The sequence below is a fragment of the Fictibacillus enclensis genome (assembly GCF_001457035.1).
Classification (GTDB): Bacteria; Bacillota; Bacilli; order Bacillales; family Fictibacillaceae; genus Fictibacillus_C; species Fictibacillus_C enclensis.
In genome coordinates this window covers 1,959,119-1,976,936 of record NZ_KQ758617.1, presented here as the reverse complement: position 1 = coordinate 1,976,936, position 17,818 = coordinate 1,959,119, and the positions used below count along the sequence as shown (strand labels likewise).

Below are 17,818 nucleotides of genomic sequence, written 5' to 3'. Positions count from 1 at the left end.
TCACTCACCTCGCTTTTAAAACTTCATTTATATATTCCGACGGATTGGCAAGACCATCGGCAATCGATTGTATATGCGGATAGATCCATTCTGCTCCTATGCCTAGAAAAATGGAGAAGCAAAGAAGCGCAAGAGGAGGAATCACCATTCCTGGCTTCAGTTTTATCCTTTTAACCTCTTTTTGTTCACCCCAAAACGCCATGATAAAGATTCGAATGATGGACAGCAGGATCAACAGGCTGCAGCCAAGACCGATGGCAGCGATCATATAGTGTTTTTCTGCAAAAGCTCCTTTTAACAGTAAGAGTTTACCGATAAATCCGCTAAACGGAGGGATTCCGGCAAGAACGAGAGCCGAAAGGAAAAACATCCAGCCGACCAGCGGATATTTTTGTATATACCCACCCATCTGCCGCAAATCGCTTGTTCCGGCAATATAAACGAGAATGCCTGCCAGGAAGAACAGGGCCGCTTTTATAATCATGTCATGAACCAGGTAGTAAATAGTACCCGCCAGTGATTCTGATGAAAACGTACCGATTCCAAGTATCATAAAACCGATGGCAGGAATAATGTTGTATGCAATAATCAGTTTTACATTATGGGTGGACAAAGCTCCTATCACACCGAAAACCAGAGTGAAACCTGCCAGTATGACGAAGAAGGTATGAGTTGTTTCCAATTTGTAAATGAAGATTAAGGAAAAGACCCGTAAGATGGAGTAAATTCCAACCTTCGTCAACAAAGCCCCAAACAGAGCGGAGATGACAGGTGGCGGTGCAGTGTACGATTTTGGGAGCCAAAAGTAAAGCGGGAAAAGGGCTCCTTTCGTGCCAAATACGACAAACAACAAAATGGCGATGGCCGTTAGAACTCCTTTTTGCTGTACATCGCCTACACGCTCGGCCAGCTGGGCCATATTCACGGTTCCTGTAACCGAATACAAAAACGCTACGGTTGTAACAAACAACATGGATGAAAAAAGGTTAAGCAGTACGTATTTAATGGATTCTCTCAACTGGATTTTTGTGGCACCAAGCACAATTAATCCATAGGAAGCCATCAGCAGCACTTCAAAAAAGACGAACAGGTTAAAAAGGTCACCTGTCAGAAAGGCACCGCTGACCCCCGCAATGAGAATCAGAAACAGCGTGTAGAAATAGTGTTTTTCACGTTCTTCATCGAGTGTCGCTCCTGCATACCAGCAAGCCGCCAACGCGATGATGTTGGTGGTTAAAATCAGCAAAGAAGACAACTTGTCGGCAATAAGAATAATGCCATAGGGGGCTTTCCACCCGCCGGTCTCAAGGATCAATGCGCCTTTCGAAAAAACCTCGTAAACGATGAATACCGCAGTAGCTGTATTGATCAAGAGGACAAAAAAAGACAATAGCCGGACAGTTGCTAATTTATTATGAAAAAAAATAAACATTGTACCAAAAAACAAAGGAATCAGAATAGGAAGGATGACCAGATTACTCATCTTCAGTACCTCGCAATTGGTCCATCATATCTGTGTTGTTTTTCTGGTAAGCACGATAAGCCAAAACAAGTAAAAAGCTGGTCACTCCAAAACTGATAACAATGGAGGTCAGGATGAGCGCTTGAGGAAGTGGATCTGTATAGTGCTGGATTCCTTCATTTAATACAGGAGGTGCGCCTCGGTTTAATTTTCCCATTGTTAATATCAATAGATGGGCTCCGTGGGAAACCAAAGCCGTCCCCAGGATGATGCGGAGCAATTGGCGCTGCAGCAGGAGGTAAATCCCTGCTGCAAAAAGGGCGCCTCCCAAGATACACATCAAAATTTCCATTATTGCTCCATTCCTCCTTTTTTTCGTAATCGTATTTTAATCATTCCATAGATCCCTAGTGCAGCCAAGCCGAGAACCGTTATCTCAAACATGGTGTCCAGCCCCCTGAAATCAACAAGAATAACGTTCACGATGTTCTTGCCACCGCCAAGCGAGTAGGAGGTTTTGACAAAGTAGTCAGAGATGGGCTGAAACCATTTCGAGCTGTGTGATGAGATAGCGACTAATGTAATGAGTGTACCTGCTGCTAACGAAATCAGGACATCCGCCACCTTGGAACGCAGCGGTTTAGAGTTTGGTTTCATCACAGGCAGGTGGGAAAAACAGAGTAAAAAGAGAACAACGGTTACTGTTTCAATAATGAGCTGAGTTAACGCAAGGTCAGGAGCACGGAACAGGACAAACAACAGCGCCAATCCATAACCGACCACGCCGATTACAATTACGGCAGCGATGCGGCGTTTCATAAAAATGGTGGCCACTGCTGCTAGCAACATGGCAAAGCCCGTAATAGCTTCCGCCCATTTTACAGGTGAAAGATCCGCCATACTGAAGGCAAATCCACCGGTGGCAGCCATCATCCCTGCGGTCACGCATACCAGAAACAATACAATGATTGCTAAATATAGACTTAATGAACCTGTCATGTAAGAAGATGTAGTCTTTTTTGCTCCCCGCAGCAAACTGTTAAGAAGTGCCTGATATGCTTTGTCAGCGGAAAGTTTTCCGGGAAGATACAGGTAAATACTCTCCCAGTAACGCTTGAAAAGAGATAACAAGGCGCCTGCAGCGACTACGATCAGAGACATAATGAGCGGAAGTTTAATGCCATGCCAAAACGCCACATGTATATGGATTGGATTTCCGGCTATTGAACCAGCTGCGGGTGCCAAAAGGCGTTCATTGATCAGGTTGGGAAGAACGCCGATTACGACAATGAAACAAACGAGCAAGAACGGCGGAATCAGCATGCCGAACGGGGCTTCATGCGGTTTTTTCTCTAGCCGGTCCAATTGGACTTTCCCTCTGAAGGTTCCAAAGAATAAATGCATGGAATAGACAAACGTAAAAATGCTGCCCAAAACAGCGAGATAGGGAAAGAGAGGTGCTGCCTGTTTGGCAAGACCGGATGGAGCCGCTGTTTGCAGCGATGCATCAAAAAACATTTCTTTACTTAAAAACCCATTAAAGATAGGTAGAGGGAACCCTGCCATGGAAAACGTTCCAAAGAATGCAAGAGTTGCGGTTATCGGCATAAAGGTCATCAAACCGCCGAGTTTCCGAATATCTCTAGTCCCTGTTTCATGGTCCACAATCCCGGCAACCATGAACAGGCAGCCCTTAAAGGTGGCGTGATTAAAAATATGAAAAACCGCCGCAAAAATGGCAGCCTCTGAACCAAATCCGAGCATGGCCATGATCATTCCAAGCTGGCTGATGGTGGAGAAAGCCAGTATGCCTTTGAGATCCGTTTGCCGGACGGCCATGAACGAACCCCAACATAGGGTGACCAGACCAAAGCCTGATACGCAAAGGAAAAACAGATCACTGCCGGTGAACAATAATGATAATCTGGCAACCAGGTAGATCCCCGCTTTTACCATGGTGGCGGAGTGAAGATAAGCACTAACAGGGGTCGGAGCTTCCATGGCATCCGGAAGCCAAGTGTGGAAAGGAAACTGAGCCGACTTGGTAAAGGCACCGACTAAAACGAGCAGCAAGATGGCTGTAAATAGAGGACTTGCCATTAACTCTTCTTTTTGGCTGATGATTTCCCTGATGCTGGTAGTGTCAGTTGCAATCCACAATAGTAGAAAACCGCCGAGCATGGAAAGCCCGCCAAACACTGTGATCATCATGGATTTTAGAGCGCCATATACGGATCGCGCACGGTGTGACCAGAAACCGATCAGCAAAAAAGAAGATATGCTGGTAAATTCCCAGAACGTATACAGAACAAATAGATTATCAGACATCACAAGCCCCAGCATGGATCCCATGAAAAGCAGCAAGTAAATATAAAAGTTAATCAAATTTTCTTTTTTGCTCAAATAAAAAATCGAATACAAAACAACCAAAAAGCCAATGCCTGTTATGAGCAACGTGAAAAGAAGGCTAAGCCCATCCAGGTAAAAGGAAAGCTGTATACCCATCGATGGAATCCAGTTCGTCAATGAAGCTAAAGGCTGTCCTTCTGAAATTCCGCTACTGTGTGTCAAAAACAAAATAAACAGAACGAAAGGGATAATTGCCACCAACCATCCGGGATGGAACGTCTTTGAATGCGGGCGGGAAAAAAGAGAAAGCAAAAGGGCCGCGATAAAAGGCAAAGCAATGTAGTACAAAAACAAATCCGTTCCTCCTTCTAAAGTCATGATTATGTACGTGATTTTTTAACCAATGCCATTTCATTGTAAGCAGAAAAAACAGGGACAATCAACTTAAAACCGTTGAAAATACTGAATGTTTTTGTTTCTTCCTATTTAATATAAAAATCTGAAAAAACATGAATGATGAGAGTTGAAAATACGGTTAGTTTTTCCTTCAAGGGAGGGTTCTATAATCAACATAAAAAAAAGCCTCATCTAGTGATGGGCTTTCAGGAAATAAACGTTCAATCTCTTCTCAAGGGATCTTCGTTCAATTTCTTGTTGGATTAAAGAGATAAAGTCAGAGCTCAGTCGCAGTTCTTTTGCTTTAAAATAAGATTCAATCAAAAGTTCGTCCGATAAATTTTCCATAAGTGAGCTGCCATCGGGTGGCATGTTCACCTCCTGTTTTTTAAAATGCCCTAGGATGCATTTTTTCACGATGAATGGGTTATGAAATGGTTCAGTTCGGCATAAACTATAAGTTCTGATACTTTCTAAATTCAGCTTACCATGAAAAAGAAAACAGAACAATCGTTCGAATATCCACAATGTTTGGTGGATAACCTGTGGGTAGGTTGTTTATAAGACAGAAAATTCTGCTCATTTCGCAGGGAAAAATGTTGATAAAGTTATCCACATTGTCGGATGCGAACAATTTGTCGAAAACTTTTCTGTACAAGCCTTCTTTTTCAGAGGCTGGCAGCTGTCTGAAAACAATAAAAAAGTTGTTCCATGGCGAATAACTGGTACAATGTAAAAGTGTAACTGAATGAAATAGTATAGAGGTGTCCAGCATGTTAAAACAATTTTTGCCGGATGAACATGTCCAGAGCATTTTTGATATAACGCCTGAAATGTTAGTGAAACGGAATGTAAAAGGAATTATCACTGACCTGGATAATACCCTTGTTGAGTGGGATCGTCCGGAAGCGACTCCAGAACTGATAAAATGGTTTAGTTCATTTAAGGAGAAGGGAATTTTAATAACGATAGTTTCCAACAATACGCAGCAGCGAGTAAGCAGTTTTTCTGACCCTGTACAAATACCATTTATTTATAGCGCAAGAAAACCGATGTCCCGAGCGTTTAAGCGGGCAATCCGCGACATGAACCTGAAGCGCGATGAGATCGTGGTAATCGGCGATCAATTGTTAACGGATGTACTGGGAGGAAACCGCCTTAAACTGCACACCATTATGGTTGTGCCTGTGGCCAGCACGGACGGATTATGGACAAGAGTAAACAGAAAAATCGAAAGAATGTTATTGTCTTGGATGAAAAGGAAAGGCATGCTCAACTGGGAGGAATAAGATTGAAGGAACAGATTAAATGTATCGGATGCGGAGCGCCCATACAGACAGAAAACAAGGAGGAGCTCGGCTATGCACCACCCTCGAGTTTAAAGAGGGATGTTGTCATTTGCCAGCGTTGTTTTCGTTTAAAGCATTATAATGAAATCCAGGATGTCAGCCTTACGGATGATGATTACCGCAAAATTTTATCCGGCATCGGAGATACGGATGCATTGGTTGTTAAAGTCGTTGATATTTTTGATTTTAACGGTTCTTGGCTGCCGGGCATCCACCGCTACATCGGCAGAAACAAACTTATGCTGATTGGGAATAAGGTGGATTTGCTTCCTAAATCCGTTAACAAAAACAGACTGACACAGTGGATGTCTTCCATGGCCAGGGAGCTGGGTGTAAAGGCAGAGGAAGTCCATCTTGTATCCGCTGCAAAAGGAACGGGTCTTTTAGATGTGGCTGAACGGATTGATGAGCTGCGCGGCGGCAGAGATGTCTATGTAGTAGGCTGTACGAACGTGGGGAAATCAACGTTCATTAATGGGCTAATCAAACAGCTTGGCACGGAGCAGGAAGACATCATTACAACATCCCATTTTCCGGGAACCACGTTGAACTTGATCGATATTCCTTTGGATGAAGAAAGTGCTCTTTTTGATACGCCAGGTATTATCAACCATCACCAAATGGCTCACTTTGTCAGCAAGGATGAGCTGAAGTTCATTATGCCTAAAAAAGAAATCAAGCCGATGGTCTTCCAGTTGAATGAGGCTCAGACTCTGTTTTTGGGAGGACTCGCACGTTTCGATTATATCAGTGGAGGAAGAAGGTCTTTTGTCTGCCACGTGTCCAATGACTTAAATATCCACCGGACGAAGCTTGAAAATGCAGATGAGCTGTATCAAAATCACCTCGGTGATCTTTTGTCACCGCCTTCTGAACCGGATAACCTGCCTCCGCTAAAAAGGCATGAGTTTACCATTAAGGAAAAGGATACAGATGTGGTGATATCGGGCCTTGGCTGGGTTACGGTTAAAGAACCGGGGGTCAGGATTGCAGCCCATGCACCAGAAGGCGTTGCTGTAACGTTAAGGCCGTCGCTCATTTAACTGAGGGGAGAGGGAAGGATGAGAAAAAAAGTTGGTTTAATTGGATATCCTGTCAGCCATTCCATGTCTCCACAGATGCAGAATGGTGCTTTTGAAAAAGCAGGGCTTTCCTATGTTTATGATAAATATGAGGTACATCCGGACCAGCTGGCAGAAGCTGTCGGGGACATGCGTGAAAAAGGCTTTGCCGGGTGGAATGTAACGATTCCGCATAAGCAGGCCATTATGCCGTATCTTGATGAAATTGCAGAAGATGCCTTGAAAATTGGAGCAGTCAATACGGTAGTCAATGAAAACGGAAAATTGACCGGGTACAATACAGACGGCGCCGGTTTTGTAAAAGGTTTGATGCGCCATGTCAGCTTTCCAATGGAAGAGGCAAAGGTTCTCATCATTGGAGCAGGAGGAGCGTCCCGGGCCATCAGCTATGCAATGGGCAAAGAAGGACCGAAGACCATTGCGATCACGAACCGGACGATGGAAAAGGCACAAGACATTTTTAGCGAGTGTTTGAGAGACCAGGACCAGGTCATCTCCCTTCAGGAAGCCGAAGAAAGGCTCACTGACTTCAACATTGTCATTAATACCACATCGATCGGCATGAAAGAGGACCGTTTGCCTTTACGTGTGAATCATCTAAAAGCGGGAACCGTGGTTTCGGATATTATTTATAATCCTTTTAAGACCGCTTTATTAAAAGAGAGCGAAAAACGAGGGGCCATTATTGATAATGGAGTGGCCATGCTGGTTTTTCAGGGCGCGCTGTCGTTTGAAAAATGGACAGGTGTTGCGCCGGACGCATCATTGATGGAGAAGATTGTGATTGAAGAATTGGGAGGAAGTTATGTTAACAGGTAAACAAAAACGCTTTTTGCGTTCCAAAGCAAATCCGATTCAGCCTATTTTTCAGGTAGGAAAGGGCGGAGTCAACAGCAATATGATCAAACAAATCCAGGAAGCGCTGGAAGCCAGAGAGCTGATTAAAATCAGCATTCTTCAAAACTGTGAAGAACCGCGCGAGGAAGTGGCGGAAGCCGTTGCCAAAGGCACGAAGGCTGAGCTCGTTCAAGTGATCGGGAATGTCATTATTCTTTATAAAGAGTCCAAAGAAAACAAAGAGATCGTACTTCCTTAAAGGAATGATACAATGGCGAAAATAGGGATATTTGGAGGGTCTTTTCATCCTCCTCACAATGGGCATTTACTCATTGCTCAGGAAGCGCTGAGTGCTTTTTCACTTGATGAGGTGATTTGGATGCCAGCCAATCATCCTCCGCATAAACAATTGGCATCTGGTGTCTCAGATCATGACAGGATTGAGCTGGTTAAAGCGGCAATCCAGGATAATGCTAAATTTTCCCTCTCTTTGATCGAGTTTGAAAGGGAAGGGCCTTCATATACTATAGATACGATCAAAGAACTTCAAAAAAAGAATCCGGATTATGAGTACTTTTTTATCATTGGTGGAGATATGCTCGATTCACTCGACACCTGGCATGAGATTGATGAATTGAGCCGTATGGTAACCTTTATCGCCATCAATCGTAGCGGTCATCCGCTTAACGCCGAACATAATCCATATCAGGCCGCCATGCTTGAAGTGCCGTTATTTGATGTTTCCTCTACCCTTATCCGGGAAAGAGTGTCTCAAGGGGAAAACACCACGTATCTCATTCCGGAACGTGTCAGAAAACAAATCGAGGTGAAGGGACTTTATGGATCGCGAAAAAGCCCTTGAAATAGTTAAAGAACAATTAACAGAGCACCGCTATCAGCATACGCTTGGCGTTGTGCAAACCGCTCTTGAACTTGCAGACCGATATGAAGAGGATCAAGTTAAGACAGAACTGGCCGCTATCTTTCATGATTATGCCAAGTTCCGGTCAAAGGAAGAGATGAAGGAAATTGTAAGAAAGCAAGCCATGCCGGAAAGTCTGCTTCATTATGGAGGAGAGCTCCTTCATGCGCCAGTCGGCGCCTACCTGGTAGAAAAGGAAGCAGGAATTAATGATCGTGACATTTTGGCTGCAATCGCCTATCATACGACCGGCCGTGTAGGGATGGGGAAGCTTGAAAAAATTATTTTTCTGGCCGATTATATCGAACCTGGAAGAAAGTTTCCCGGGGTGGAAGAGGTTCGGCAGCTGGCAAACGAAGATCTGGACACAGCGTGCCTTCAAGCGCTGAAAAATACAGTAACTTTTCTGATGAAGCAGAATCAGCTGGTCTATCCGGAAACGATCAATACGTATAACAGTCTTTTGGCGCAGCTGAAAAAAAATAAAGGAAACGGAGGAATGTAATTTTGAATGAACAGGAACTGATTGAACTCGTAGTGAAAGCGGTGGATGACAAGCGGGCTGAAGACATTATAATGCTCGATATGAAGGGGATTTCTCTTGTCGCAGATTATTTTCTAATATGCCATGGGAATTCTGAGAAACAGGTTCAGGCCATTGCCCGGGAGCTTAAGGATGTAGCCGCAGAGAAGGAAATCAATATTCGAAGGATGGAAGGTTTTGATCAGGCAAGATGGGTTCTTGTTGATATGGGGGATATGGTCGTCCACGTTTTTCACCGTGATGAACGATCCTATTACAACCTGGAAAAATTATGGGGAGATGCCCCATCTGTTGACCTGAATCAAATCCTTTCATAAATAAAAGGAGCAGGCATGAGCTATCAACATTTTGCGTATTATTATGATCAATTAATGGAAGACGCTCCTTATGAGCAGTGGATCTCTTTTTTTGAACAGGCGATTGTCTCTGTTGGAGCTGACATATCGAGTGTTCTTGATGTTGGCTGCGGGACAGGCTCGATTTCCATACCGCTTTCGTTAAAGGGTTATGATGTAACCGGAATCGACCTGTCCGGCGATATGCTTGCTGTGGCTCACGAAAAGTCGTTGACCCAGCATGCTTCTGTTCAATTTCTGCAACAGGATATGACCGAGATCGACGGCTTGGCGGAGTTCGATGCTGCTGTCATTTTTTGTGATTCACTGAACTATCTTTTGACAGAAGAGAAGGTAGCTGCAGCCTTTCAGTCAATATATCGGCATCTGAAGGAAAACGGGCTATTTTTGTTTGATGTACACAGCCTTTATAAAATTCATAACATTTTCTCAGGGAATACATTCGCTGAAAATGCGGAAGAGGTTTCCTACATCTGGCAGTGCTATGAAGGCGAATATCCAGACAGTGTAGAACATGAACTAAGCTTTTTTGTACGGGAAGAGGACTCGCGATATTCCCGATTTGATGAAGTACATATGCAAAGAACATTGTCAGTGAAGGCTTATGAGCAACTTCTTGAAGAAGCGGGCTTCACGGTATTGAAAATTACTGGGGACTTTTCAGAGAATAAACTTGAATCCGAAGCCGAGAGAATCTTTTTTATTTGTATAAAATCAAAATAAGCCATCATAACCGATGGCTTATTTTTTTCTTTTAAGGAAGGATTTCGGGGATAATGAGAGAAATCTTATTTTAGTTCTTCTTTTACCTCGAATTGCTCACTGATCTTTTCACATTCCTCATGGTATTTTTCATGCGTCCGTTCGATCACACGATCAAATACTTCTCCTGCATCCTCATTCAATATCTTGATTCCTTCTCCTGTTATGCCACCTTTTACACACACTTTTTCAATCAGCGATGGAAGAGAAAAAACCTCTTTTTCCAACAGTTTGCCCATGCCGATAATCATTTCACTGGCAAGAAGAGTAGCCTCATTTTTGGTAAGGTCCGTCTTTTTTACAGCACTGTCCACAAAGCATTGCACAAGGTAACCGATGAAGGCTGGACCGCAGCTGGCGATGTCGGATGAAATGCGGGTGACATTTTCGCCGATAATCACAGGCTTTGATATGAAAGACATGAGCGATAACAATTTTTCCTGATATTCAGTGTGGCATCTCGAGCCAAACGTAATAAGGGAAGTGCCGGAAAGTGCCCGGTTTGTAATGCTTGGGATCGCCCGGGCTACGTTACAGTCAAGTAAATTTTCTATCTGTTCACAAGAGATGGGACTTGTAATCGAGACGACAAGTTTATGTTTTGAAATGTGTTTTTTATTTTCACAAAGAAGGTCAAAAAATTGGTGCGGTTTTACACAAATGAACAGAATATCTGCAAAACGAATCACATCTTCTGCGGCAGCTGCCACCCGTAGTTTGGGATGGGCAGCCTGCAGCGCTTCGGCCTTGGACAGTGTCCGGTTGGTCACCATAATGCGTGACGGTTGTATAGCAGCCGATTCAATAAAGGAAGACACCAGGATGCTTCCCATATTTCCCGTTCCAATAAACCCTAGCTTCACTGTTTACTCCTCCTCTCCTTGATCCATCCTACCTTGATACATATGCATACGCGGCCTGTTTTATGAAAAAATGAAAGGAGACACGGTATGCTAAAAAAATATGAAGTTTGGTTTCGTAAGCTACGTTATATACTGCCTGCTGTTCTTGTAGTGGGGATAGGGGCAGTGTACGTGTATGAACAAAAGGTACCTACGGAGGAAACAGCCATAGAGGAGCTGCCACAGGAATTAACAGCGAAAGAATTGAATGCTGCCCAGAGTCCTGTGAAAGAGAGCCAAAAGCCGGCGAATTTGCAACCGGCAAAAATTATGCTCGATATAAAAGGAGCTGTGGTCCGCCCGGGTGTATACGAAATGAAGGAAGGAGACCGGGTGATTGATGCAGTGGAAAAAGCCGGAGGATTCACCAAAAGCGCTGAACAGCGCAGTGTAAACCTTTCAGGTAAGGTAAAAGATGAGATGCTGCTCTATATTCTTGAAAAAGGTGAAGAAGCAACAGTGCCAGCTAGGGGTGATACCTTGGGAAATGGAGCAGGACAGGAGACTGACAGCGGACAGGCTGCAGTGAATATTAACACAGCCAATGATCAGGAACTGCAGACCATAACCGGCATCGGGCCCTCAAAAGCGAAAGCCATCATCACATTCAGGGAAGAGAATGGTGGCTTTAAAACGGTTGACGATCTGTTGAACGTGCCTGGCATTGGAGAGAAATCGCTTGAAAATATGAGAGCCCAAGTTACTGTCGATTAGGATTTTTCATTGACTATCCACTTGGAGAATGCCTACACTAAAGACAAGATTCGATTGGGGGAGAGAAAAAATGGAGCGTATTTCCTGGGATGAATATTTTATGGCGCAAAGCCATTTGCTTGCCTACAGAAGCACATGCACAAGGCTGGCAGTGGGAGCGACGATTGTGAGAGATAAAAGAATTATAGCGGGAGGATACAACGGTTCTATCTCAGGGGGTGTCCACTGTATAGATGAAGGATGCTATGTTATTGACGGACATTGTGTACGCACCATTCATGCAGAGATGAATGCTATCCTGCAGTGTGCAAAGTTCGGGGTTCCCGTAGAAGGTGCAGAAATGTATGTAACACACTTTCCTTGTCTTCACTGTTGCCGAACCATTATACAAAGTGGAATTAAAACCTTGTATTACGCACAGGATTACAAAAACCATCCCTATGCCATTGAACAATTCAGGGAAGCTGGCCTTGTTGTGAAGCAGGTTCCGTTTAATGAGAACAAGATGAACCCACATTATGAGGATCAAATGGAGCTGACGTTTGAACTTTTACGAGCCATGGAACAAGGGGCTGCAGACAGTCAGGATAAAGTCGAAAGGCTCAGACAGAAGGCTGAGCAGCTCTATCCTGCCCCACTGCATCTGAAATAAAGATGAAGGCAGGCTATCTTTATGCACTATGTGCGATAGCGGCAATCTATTCATCGAATGAACATTGCATCTGGGCGATTCTCATAATCGCTCTTTTTTATTTTTTACCGAGGGTGGATGGAAAAACGGTTTCCCTTTGTTTGCTTGTCTTTGTATTTTTTTATTTTTATTATCAATTGGCCGATGGACGAAATATAACGGATCTGAAGGGCGATGAAGGAGTATTCCTCGGAAAGATCGAAAGCATCCCTGACATTGACGGGGATTTGCTGAGCTTTAGGCTCAAACTGAAGGAAGAAACGGTCATTGTGCGGCAAAAAATTTCTTCACAGGAACATCAAAAATCCCTACGGGGTCAGCTAAAAGCGGGGATGGTCTGCCAGTTTCAGGGGAAGCTGGAACTTCCGCCAGGGCAAGAGAATTTTGCCGGAATGAATTATTCCGAGTATCTAAGAAAACAAGGGATTCATTGGCTGGTCACCGGTAAAGCTCTGCTGCCATCCCAGTGCAAATCACAGGATCGCTCGTTTTTTGACCATCTGATCTCTTTTCGATCGAAAGAAATTCAATTCATTGAGCGTACCTACCCCGAGGAAATCTCAAGTTTGTTGAATGCGCTGATCTTCGGATATAGGGACCATATTCCCGATAAAATCAATGAGGCGTATCAGCGTCTCGGCCTATCCCATTTGCTTGCTGTATCAGGATTGAACGTCGCCATTCTTTCCGGGATGCTCTTCGTTCTGCTTCTAAGGGCGGGTGTGACCCGAGAACAGGCGGCTGTATGTATTGCTGCCATACTGCCTTTGTATATATTTTTGACAGGTGGTGAAGCATCCATTGTGCGTGCCGGCATGATGGGAATGTGTATCGTGCTGTTGCAGCTATATAGAACGGAAGTGCATCCTTTAGCCATCATCTCTTGCGTTTGCCTGGTTATGCTTCTCATCAACCCCTATTATGCCTTTCAGCTTGGTTTTCAGCTTTCTTTTTTGAATGTGTTTGCGCTGATGGTTTCTTCCCGTTTTATTTTCATCCGCTATACTTCCTACTGGGTTCAAATCTTCATGTCCAGTTTGATTTGCCAGTTGGTGTCCTACCCGCTGATTATTACCTCGTTTTATGAAGTTTCCCTTTGGTCTTTGCCGCTAAATCTCCTCTTCATCCCGTTATTATCTATCATTGCTCTTCCCAGTGCCAGCCTTGGTGTTCTTTTTTCATTTGTTTCGGTTTCTTTAGCTAATCTTCTTTTTTATCCGGCAGTGCTTGTCCTGAAATTTACAAACCACACGCTTCTTGGCTTGGATCTTGGTACCTATGCCATGACGTTTGGTAAACCGCCGTTCATTATGTTCCCTGTTTATTACGCGGGGATTTTATACTTTTTGATTTGTTTGGAAAAAGGTGGTCTGACCCGGATGTTGATCCCGCCGCTCCTCTGTCTGTTTTCTGCCGGGATCCTGCATTGGAATATTCATCTTATCGATAATAAGGCAAGAGTGACTTATTTAAATGTGGGACAAGGGGACAGTACATTGATTGAGCTCCCATTTCGTAAGGGAGTCTATTTGATTGATACAGGAGGCACCATCCATTTTCCAACGGAAGCGTGGAAGAAACGAAAGAAGGAGTATGATGTCACAAAGGAGGTAGTGCTTCCGGCTTTAAAAGCGAGGGGAATAAGGGAAATTGATAAACTTATTCTCACACATGGTGACATGGATCATATCGGCGGGGCACAAACCCTTCTATCAGGTCTAAAGGTGAAAGAAGTGCTGTTTCCGAAAGGAACGATCAAAGAACCGCTGGAAACACGGGTATTATATGAGGCGGCAAAAAGACACGTGCCAATCACCGTTACACAGCGGGGTAAAAGCTGGTCGGCGGGGGGAGGCGGGGTGTTTGAGGTGCTGTCTCCCTATGGAGACGAAACGGAAAGCAATGCACGCTCCATTGTTATCAGGGCACAAATAAATGCCACTTCCTTTTTATTTACCGGAGATCTGGAGGAGGGGGGAGAGCAGCGGATTCTGAGAGAGGGGGAGGCGACTGAGGCGACCTTTCTTAAGGCTGGCCATCATGGCAGCAAGACTTCCTCGTCTGCTGCGTTTATTGATCAAGTAAAACCGTCCTATGCCTTGATTTCAGCCGGAAAAAATAACCGGTACGGGCATCCCCATCCTGAAGTGATGAAACGATTTCTTGACCGGGGGGTTAAAACAATCCGAACGGATGAACAGGGTGATGTAGAAATTACGGTTATAGGTGGAGGCTGGAAAATCCGGCATAGTGTAACCGCCTCCAAAAAATAAAAAGAAGCCTCACTGGGGGCTTCTTTTTATGTATTAAGATGCGATTAATTTGATGATAACTCCCAGTGCAAAGATTAACGTGAAAAAACCAAAGGACCAAACAAAGCCCATGCCTGAATCGATTAAATCATTCCGTTTGCTTTGAACGTCTTTTTCGAACTGATTCATTTCCGCAACCCTCCCATATCGATATAAGTATAAGCTATCCCTAAAAAAAAATCCATAAAGGATTCAGAATTGCACAGCAAATCCTGTATTCTTTGCCTGTTTTGCTAACTGTTGTCACCAATATTGCTGAGCCGCATAGGATATCATAACATTAAAGGGCATCTCAGGGTTTACTCGCTGGCTGCCGGGAGTCCCGGGTTCCTGGTAACCGGTGTTTAATATAAATGAAGAAGCAGCATATGCTGCTTCTTCTTTCAGCATTACATGCAATGAGGTTCCACTATTGAAAAAAAATGCGTTCCGTCTTACGATAAGAATAGAGAAAGTTTGAGGTGAAGGGTTTGTCAATTACAGCATTACAAAAGAAATTAAAACAGAATCAATTTGCTCCCTATTATATTTTGTACGGTACAGAATCTTATATTATAGAGAAAGCCATTTCATCTATTGTGAGTTACGCATTGAACGATGAAGACAAGGATTTCAATTATTCAGTATACGACTATCAGGAAACGCCGGTACAGGCGGTAATGGAGGATGCAGAGACACTCCCGTTCATGGGAGACAGGCGTGTGGTTGTCATAAAAAATGCCCTTTTTCTTACGGGAGCAAAATACAAAAGCAAGGTGGAGCATGATTTATCCACCGTCGAACGGTACATACAGGATCCTGCTGATTTTACAATACTTGTTTTTGTGGTGCCAGCTGAAAAGCTGGATGAACGGAAAAAGATTGTCAAAACATTGAAGAAAAACGGCGAGGTTCTTGCCGCCTCCCCGCTAAGCGGGGATTCTGCGATTGAATGGATCAAGGACCGTGCCATGCAGCAAGGCGTTTTTATAGATGCAGACGCTGCCCAATATTTGAGTTCAAAAGTCGGTAATGAGCTGATGGCTCTCGTGCAGGAAATGGATAAGCTTGCATTGTTTGTAGGTGAGGGGAACAACATTTCCATTGAAGTCATTGATCAGCTGGTTCCCCGCACGCTTGAAGACAATATCTTTTCCCTGATTGATGATATCGTTCATAAGAAAATTGATGAGGCTCTCAGAACATTTTATGATTTAATGAAACAAAATGAGGAGCCCATTAAAATTCTTTCTTTAATGGCTCGTCAATTCCGGATTATCTTTGGTGTGAAAGAGCTGTTTGCCAAAGGATACGGAGAAAAGCAAATTGCCGGGGCGCTTAAGCTGCATCCCTATGCGGTCAAACTCGCTTCCAGACAGGCAAGGATGTTTGACGAACAAGAACTGTTTACCCTTCTGGACCGGATTGCAGAAGCCGATTATGAAATGAAAACCGGTAAAATGGACAAGCAGCTGATTTTGGAGCTTATCATGCTAAAAATGGCCAAATAAAACGAGGAAGACCCGTAAAAGGGATTCTTCCTCGTTTTTATTTAGATTCTGCTCCAAAAATAAAAACGACCCATAAGGTCGTTTCATGTCTGTTCCCGTATTACGCGTTAATTCCGTTCAACGCTTTAGCAAGACGAGACTTTTGACGTGATGCTGCGTTTTTATGGATAAGTCCTTTAGTTGCCGCTTTATCAACTTTTTTAGTAGCAGCTACAAAAGCTTCTTTCGCACCTTCAGCATCGTTGTTAGCGACCTTCGTTTCGAAATTTTTCACAGCTGTACGCATAGCAGACTTTAAAGATGCATTGTGAGCACGGTTCTTATCGTTCGTTTTTACACGTTTAATAGCAGATTTAATATTAGCCAATCCATTCACCTCCCTAACATTGCAACTTGGGTTGCAAAAAAATAGGACACAAAGTATTCTATCAGTTTCATTCTTCAATTGCAATACAAGAATGAAAAGGGTTTTTGCGGGCAAAAATAGAGACAATATATCCCATGACAGGACGGTGCCTAAATGAACAGCAAAGATCTCGATTTGAACAAGTACAATGTCCGGACCGATTTAGCGATTGAAGCGCATGAAATGCTGGTCAATGATGAAAAGATGAAGGAGAAAGAAAGCACAATAGAAGGAATCATCATTAAAGAACAGGATCATGACGGGATAAAACTGACCCGGGTGGAAATTGATGAACGTGGAGCAGAGGCTACAGGCAAAAAGCCAGGTACATATTTAACGTTTGAAATGCAGGGCATCCGAGAAAAGGATTCCGCTCTGCAGGAGCGGGTTCAGGAAGTATTTGCCCGCGATTTCAGAAATTTTATGAACGAGCTGGGCATCCAGGAGACGGATACTGCTTTGGTTGTCGGTCTGGGCAACTGGAACGTCACACCTGATTCACTGGGTCCAAACGTATTGGAAAATCTGCTGATCACCAAACATTTATTTGATATATCTCCTGAGAACGTGGAGGAAGGGTTTCGGCCGGTGTGCGCCATTTCTCCAGGAGTGATGGGAATCACCGGTATAGAGACAAGCAATATTATTGAAGGTGTGATCAAAAAAGTCAATCCTGATTTTGTCATTGCCATAGATGCTCTTGCCTCACGCTCGCTTGAACGGGTAAACACCACCATTCAGGTTTCTGACAGTGGAATCCATCCGGGCTCAGGGGTAGGCAACAAACGAAAGGAACTCAGCAAGGAGACGCTTGGTATCCCCGTGATTGCAATTGGCGTTCCAACGGTTGTAGATGCAGTTACCATTGCAAGTGATACGATTGACTATATTTTGAAACATTTTGGACGGGAAATTAAAGAGAAGGATAAGCCTTCTAAATCTCTGGCTCCTTCATGGATGACATTTGGAGAAAAAAAGGTACTGAATGAGGATGATCTTCCGGCGCAAGAGCAAAGACAGTCGTTTCTTGGAATGGTGGGCACATTGGAGGAAGATGAAAAGAGGGCATTGATAAGAGAAGTGCTGTCACCGATCGGTCATAATTTAATGGTAACTCCGAAGGAAGTGGATACGTTTGTGGAGGACATGGCCAACGTGATCGCAGTGGGACTGAATACCTCGCTTCACAGACAGGTGGACCAATCGAACAGCTCTTCTTATACGCATTAACACATAATAGGACA

20 protein-coding genes are annotated in these 17,818 nt (G+C 43.9%); 13 read left to right on the top strand and 7 right to left on the bottom strand.

Features of this window, described 5'->3' with window-relative positions:
- Positions 1-4 precede the first annotated feature (4 nt).
- The 4 genes from AS030_RS10225 to sda all read right to left on the bottom strand — a co-directional run bounded on the left by AS030_RS10225 (position 5) and on the right by sda (position 4,555).
- On the bottom strand, positions 5-1,483 hold the full coding sequence (locus tag AS030_RS10225; RefSeq protein ID WP_061971249.1) for a Na+/H+ antiporter subunit D: 1,479 nt from the start codon (positions 1,481-1,483) through the stop codon (positions 5-7).
- Entirely contained in the window at positions 1,476-1,814 is a 339-nt protein-coding gene (locus AS030_RS10220) for a Na(+)/H(+) antiporter subunit C (RefSeq protein ID WP_061971246.1), read from the bottom strand. Before AS030_RS10220 ends, AS030_RS10225 begins: the two co-directional genes overlap by 8 nt.
- Complete coding sequence (locus AS030_RS10215) at positions 1,814-4,165, bottom strand: Na+/H+ antiporter subunit A (RefSeq protein ID WP_240482248.1); 2,352 nt, start codon at positions 4,163-4,165, stop codon at positions 1,814-1,816. The genes AS030_RS10220 and AS030_RS10215 overlap by 1 nt, the downstream gene beginning before the upstream one ends.
- Positions 4,166-4,399: 234 nt before the next feature.
- Positions 4,400-4,555 (bottom strand): sporulation histidine kinase inhibitor Sda, encoded by a 156-nt coding sequence (gene sda, locus AS030_RS10210; protein WP_061971704.1) that lies wholly within the window; start codon positions 4,553-4,555, stop codon positions 4,400-4,402.
- Between the two features lie 425 nt (positions 4,556-4,980).
- Here sda and AS030_RS10205 point away from each other — a divergent pair, with 425 nt between their 5' ends.
- The 8 genes from AS030_RS10205 to AS030_RS10170 are packed head-to-tail and all read left to right on the top strand — an operon-like array spanning position 4,981 to position 10,020.
- Positions 4,981-5,496: a YqeG family HAD IIIA-type phosphatase gene (locus AS030_RS10205; protein ID WP_061971241.1), complete on the top strand. Its 516-nt coding sequence runs from the start codon at positions 4,981-4,983 to the stop codon at positions 5,494-5,496.
- A 2-nt stretch (positions 5,497-5,498) separates the two neighbouring features.
- Entirely contained in the window at positions 5,499-6,599 is a 1,101-nt protein-coding gene (yqeH, locus tag AS030_RS10200) for a ribosome biogenesis GTPase YqeH (RefSeq protein WP_061971239.1), read from the top strand.
- Between the two features lie 18 nt (positions 6,600-6,617).
- On the top strand, positions 6,618-7,457 hold the full coding sequence (gene aroE, locus AS030_RS10195) for a shikimate dehydrogenase (protein WP_061971236.1): 840 nt from the start codon (positions 6,618-6,620) through the stop codon (positions 7,455-7,457).
- Positions 7,444-7,734, top strand: a complete 291-nt coding sequence (gene yhbY / locus AS030_RS10190; protein ID WP_061971234.1) for a ribosome assembly RNA-binding protein YhbY — start codon at positions 7,444-7,446, stop codon at positions 7,732-7,734. Before aroE ends, yhbY begins: the two co-directional genes overlap by 14 nt.
- Positions 7,735-7,746: 12 nt before the next feature.
- The gene (locus AS030_RS10185; protein ID WP_061971231.1) at positions 7,747-8,337 is read left to right on the top strand and encodes a nicotinate-nucleotide adenylyltransferase; all 591 of its coding nucleotides are present in this window, start codon (positions 7,747-7,749) and stop codon (positions 8,335-8,337) included.
- Complete coding sequence (gene yqeK, locus AS030_RS10180; protein ID WP_061971229.1) at positions 8,315-8,902, top strand: bis(5'-nucleosyl)-tetraphosphatase (symmetrical) YqeK; 588 nt, start codon at positions 8,315-8,317, stop codon at positions 8,900-8,902. Before AS030_RS10185 ends, yqeK begins: the two co-directional genes overlap by 23 nt.
- A 2-nt stretch (positions 8,903-8,904) precedes the next feature.
- On the top strand, positions 8,905-9,258 hold the full coding sequence (gene rsfS / locus AS030_RS10175; RefSeq protein WP_061971226.1) for a ribosome silencing factor: 354 nt from the start codon (positions 8,905-8,907) through the stop codon (positions 9,256-9,258).
- Between the two features lie 15 nt (positions 9,259-9,273).
- Positions 9,274-10,020 carry a class I SAM-dependent DNA methyltransferase gene (locus AS030_RS10170; protein WP_061971224.1) on the top strand — a complete coding sequence of 249 codons (747 nt, stop codon included), beginning with the start codon at positions 9,274-9,276 and terminating at the stop codon, positions 10,018-10,020.
- Positions 10,021-10,085: 65 nt separating this feature from the next.
- Here AS030_RS10170 and comER read toward each other — a convergent pair whose 3' ends face one another.
- Positions 10,086-10,922, bottom strand: coding sequence for a late competence protein ComER (gene comER, locus AS030_RS10165; RefSeq protein ID WP_061971222.1), 837 nt, complete (start codon positions 10,920-10,922; stop codon positions 10,086-10,088).
- Positions 10,923-11,009: 87 nt separating this feature from the next.
- Between comER and AS030_RS10160 the strand changes: the two genes are divergently transcribed.
- From AS030_RS10160 to AS030_RS10150, 3 genes are all read left to right on the top strand, one after another.
- Positions 11,010-11,675, top strand: coding sequence for a helix-hairpin-helix domain-containing protein (locus AS030_RS10160; protein WP_061971220.1), 666 nt, complete (start codon positions 11,010-11,012; stop codon positions 11,673-11,675).
- A 70-nt stretch (positions 11,676-11,745) separates the two neighbouring features.
- A complete protein-coding gene (locus AS030_RS10155) occupies positions 11,746-12,327 on the top strand; it encodes a ComE operon protein 2 (protein ID WP_061971218.1) in 582 nt (193 codons plus the stop codon).
- 2 nt (positions 12,328-12,329) lie between these two features.
- On the top strand, positions 12,330-14,639 hold the full coding sequence (locus AS030_RS10150) for a DNA internalization-related competence protein ComEC/Rec2 (protein WP_061971215.1): 2,310 nt from the start codon (positions 12,330-12,332) through the stop codon (positions 14,637-14,639).
- A 33-nt stretch (positions 14,640-14,672) separates the two neighbouring features.
- Here AS030_RS10150 and AS030_RS23000 read toward each other — a convergent pair whose 3' ends face one another.
- A complete protein-coding gene (locus AS030_RS23000; protein WP_074440502.1) occupies positions 14,673-14,807 on the bottom strand; it encodes a YqzM family protein in 135 nt (44 codons plus the stop codon).
- 341 nt (positions 14,808-15,148) lie between these two features.
- On the opposite strand from AS030_RS23000, the gene holA reads away from it, so the two are divergent.
- Positions 15,149-16,168: a DNA polymerase III subunit delta gene (gene holA / locus AS030_RS10145; protein WP_061971213.1), complete on the top strand. Its 1,020-nt coding sequence runs from the start codon at positions 15,149-15,151 to the stop codon at positions 16,166-16,168.
- Between the two features lie 100 nt (positions 16,169-16,268).
- Here the strand turns inward: holA and rpsT are convergent, their stop codons facing one another.
- Positions 16,269-16,535 carry a 30S ribosomal protein S20 gene (gene rpsT / locus AS030_RS10140; RefSeq protein ID WP_061971210.1) on the bottom strand — a complete coding sequence of 89 codons (267 nt, stop codon included), beginning with the start codon at positions 16,533-16,535 and terminating at the stop codon, positions 16,269-16,271.
- Between the two features lie 153 nt (positions 16,536-16,688).
- Here rpsT and gpr point away from each other — a divergent pair, with 153 nt between their 5' ends.
- The gene (gpr, locus tag AS030_RS10135; protein ID WP_061971208.1) at positions 16,689-17,804 is read left to right on the top strand and encodes a GPR endopeptidase; all 1,116 of its coding nucleotides are present in this window, start codon (positions 16,689-16,691) and stop codon (positions 17,802-17,804) included.
- Positions 17,805-17,818 lie beyond the last annotated feature (14 nt).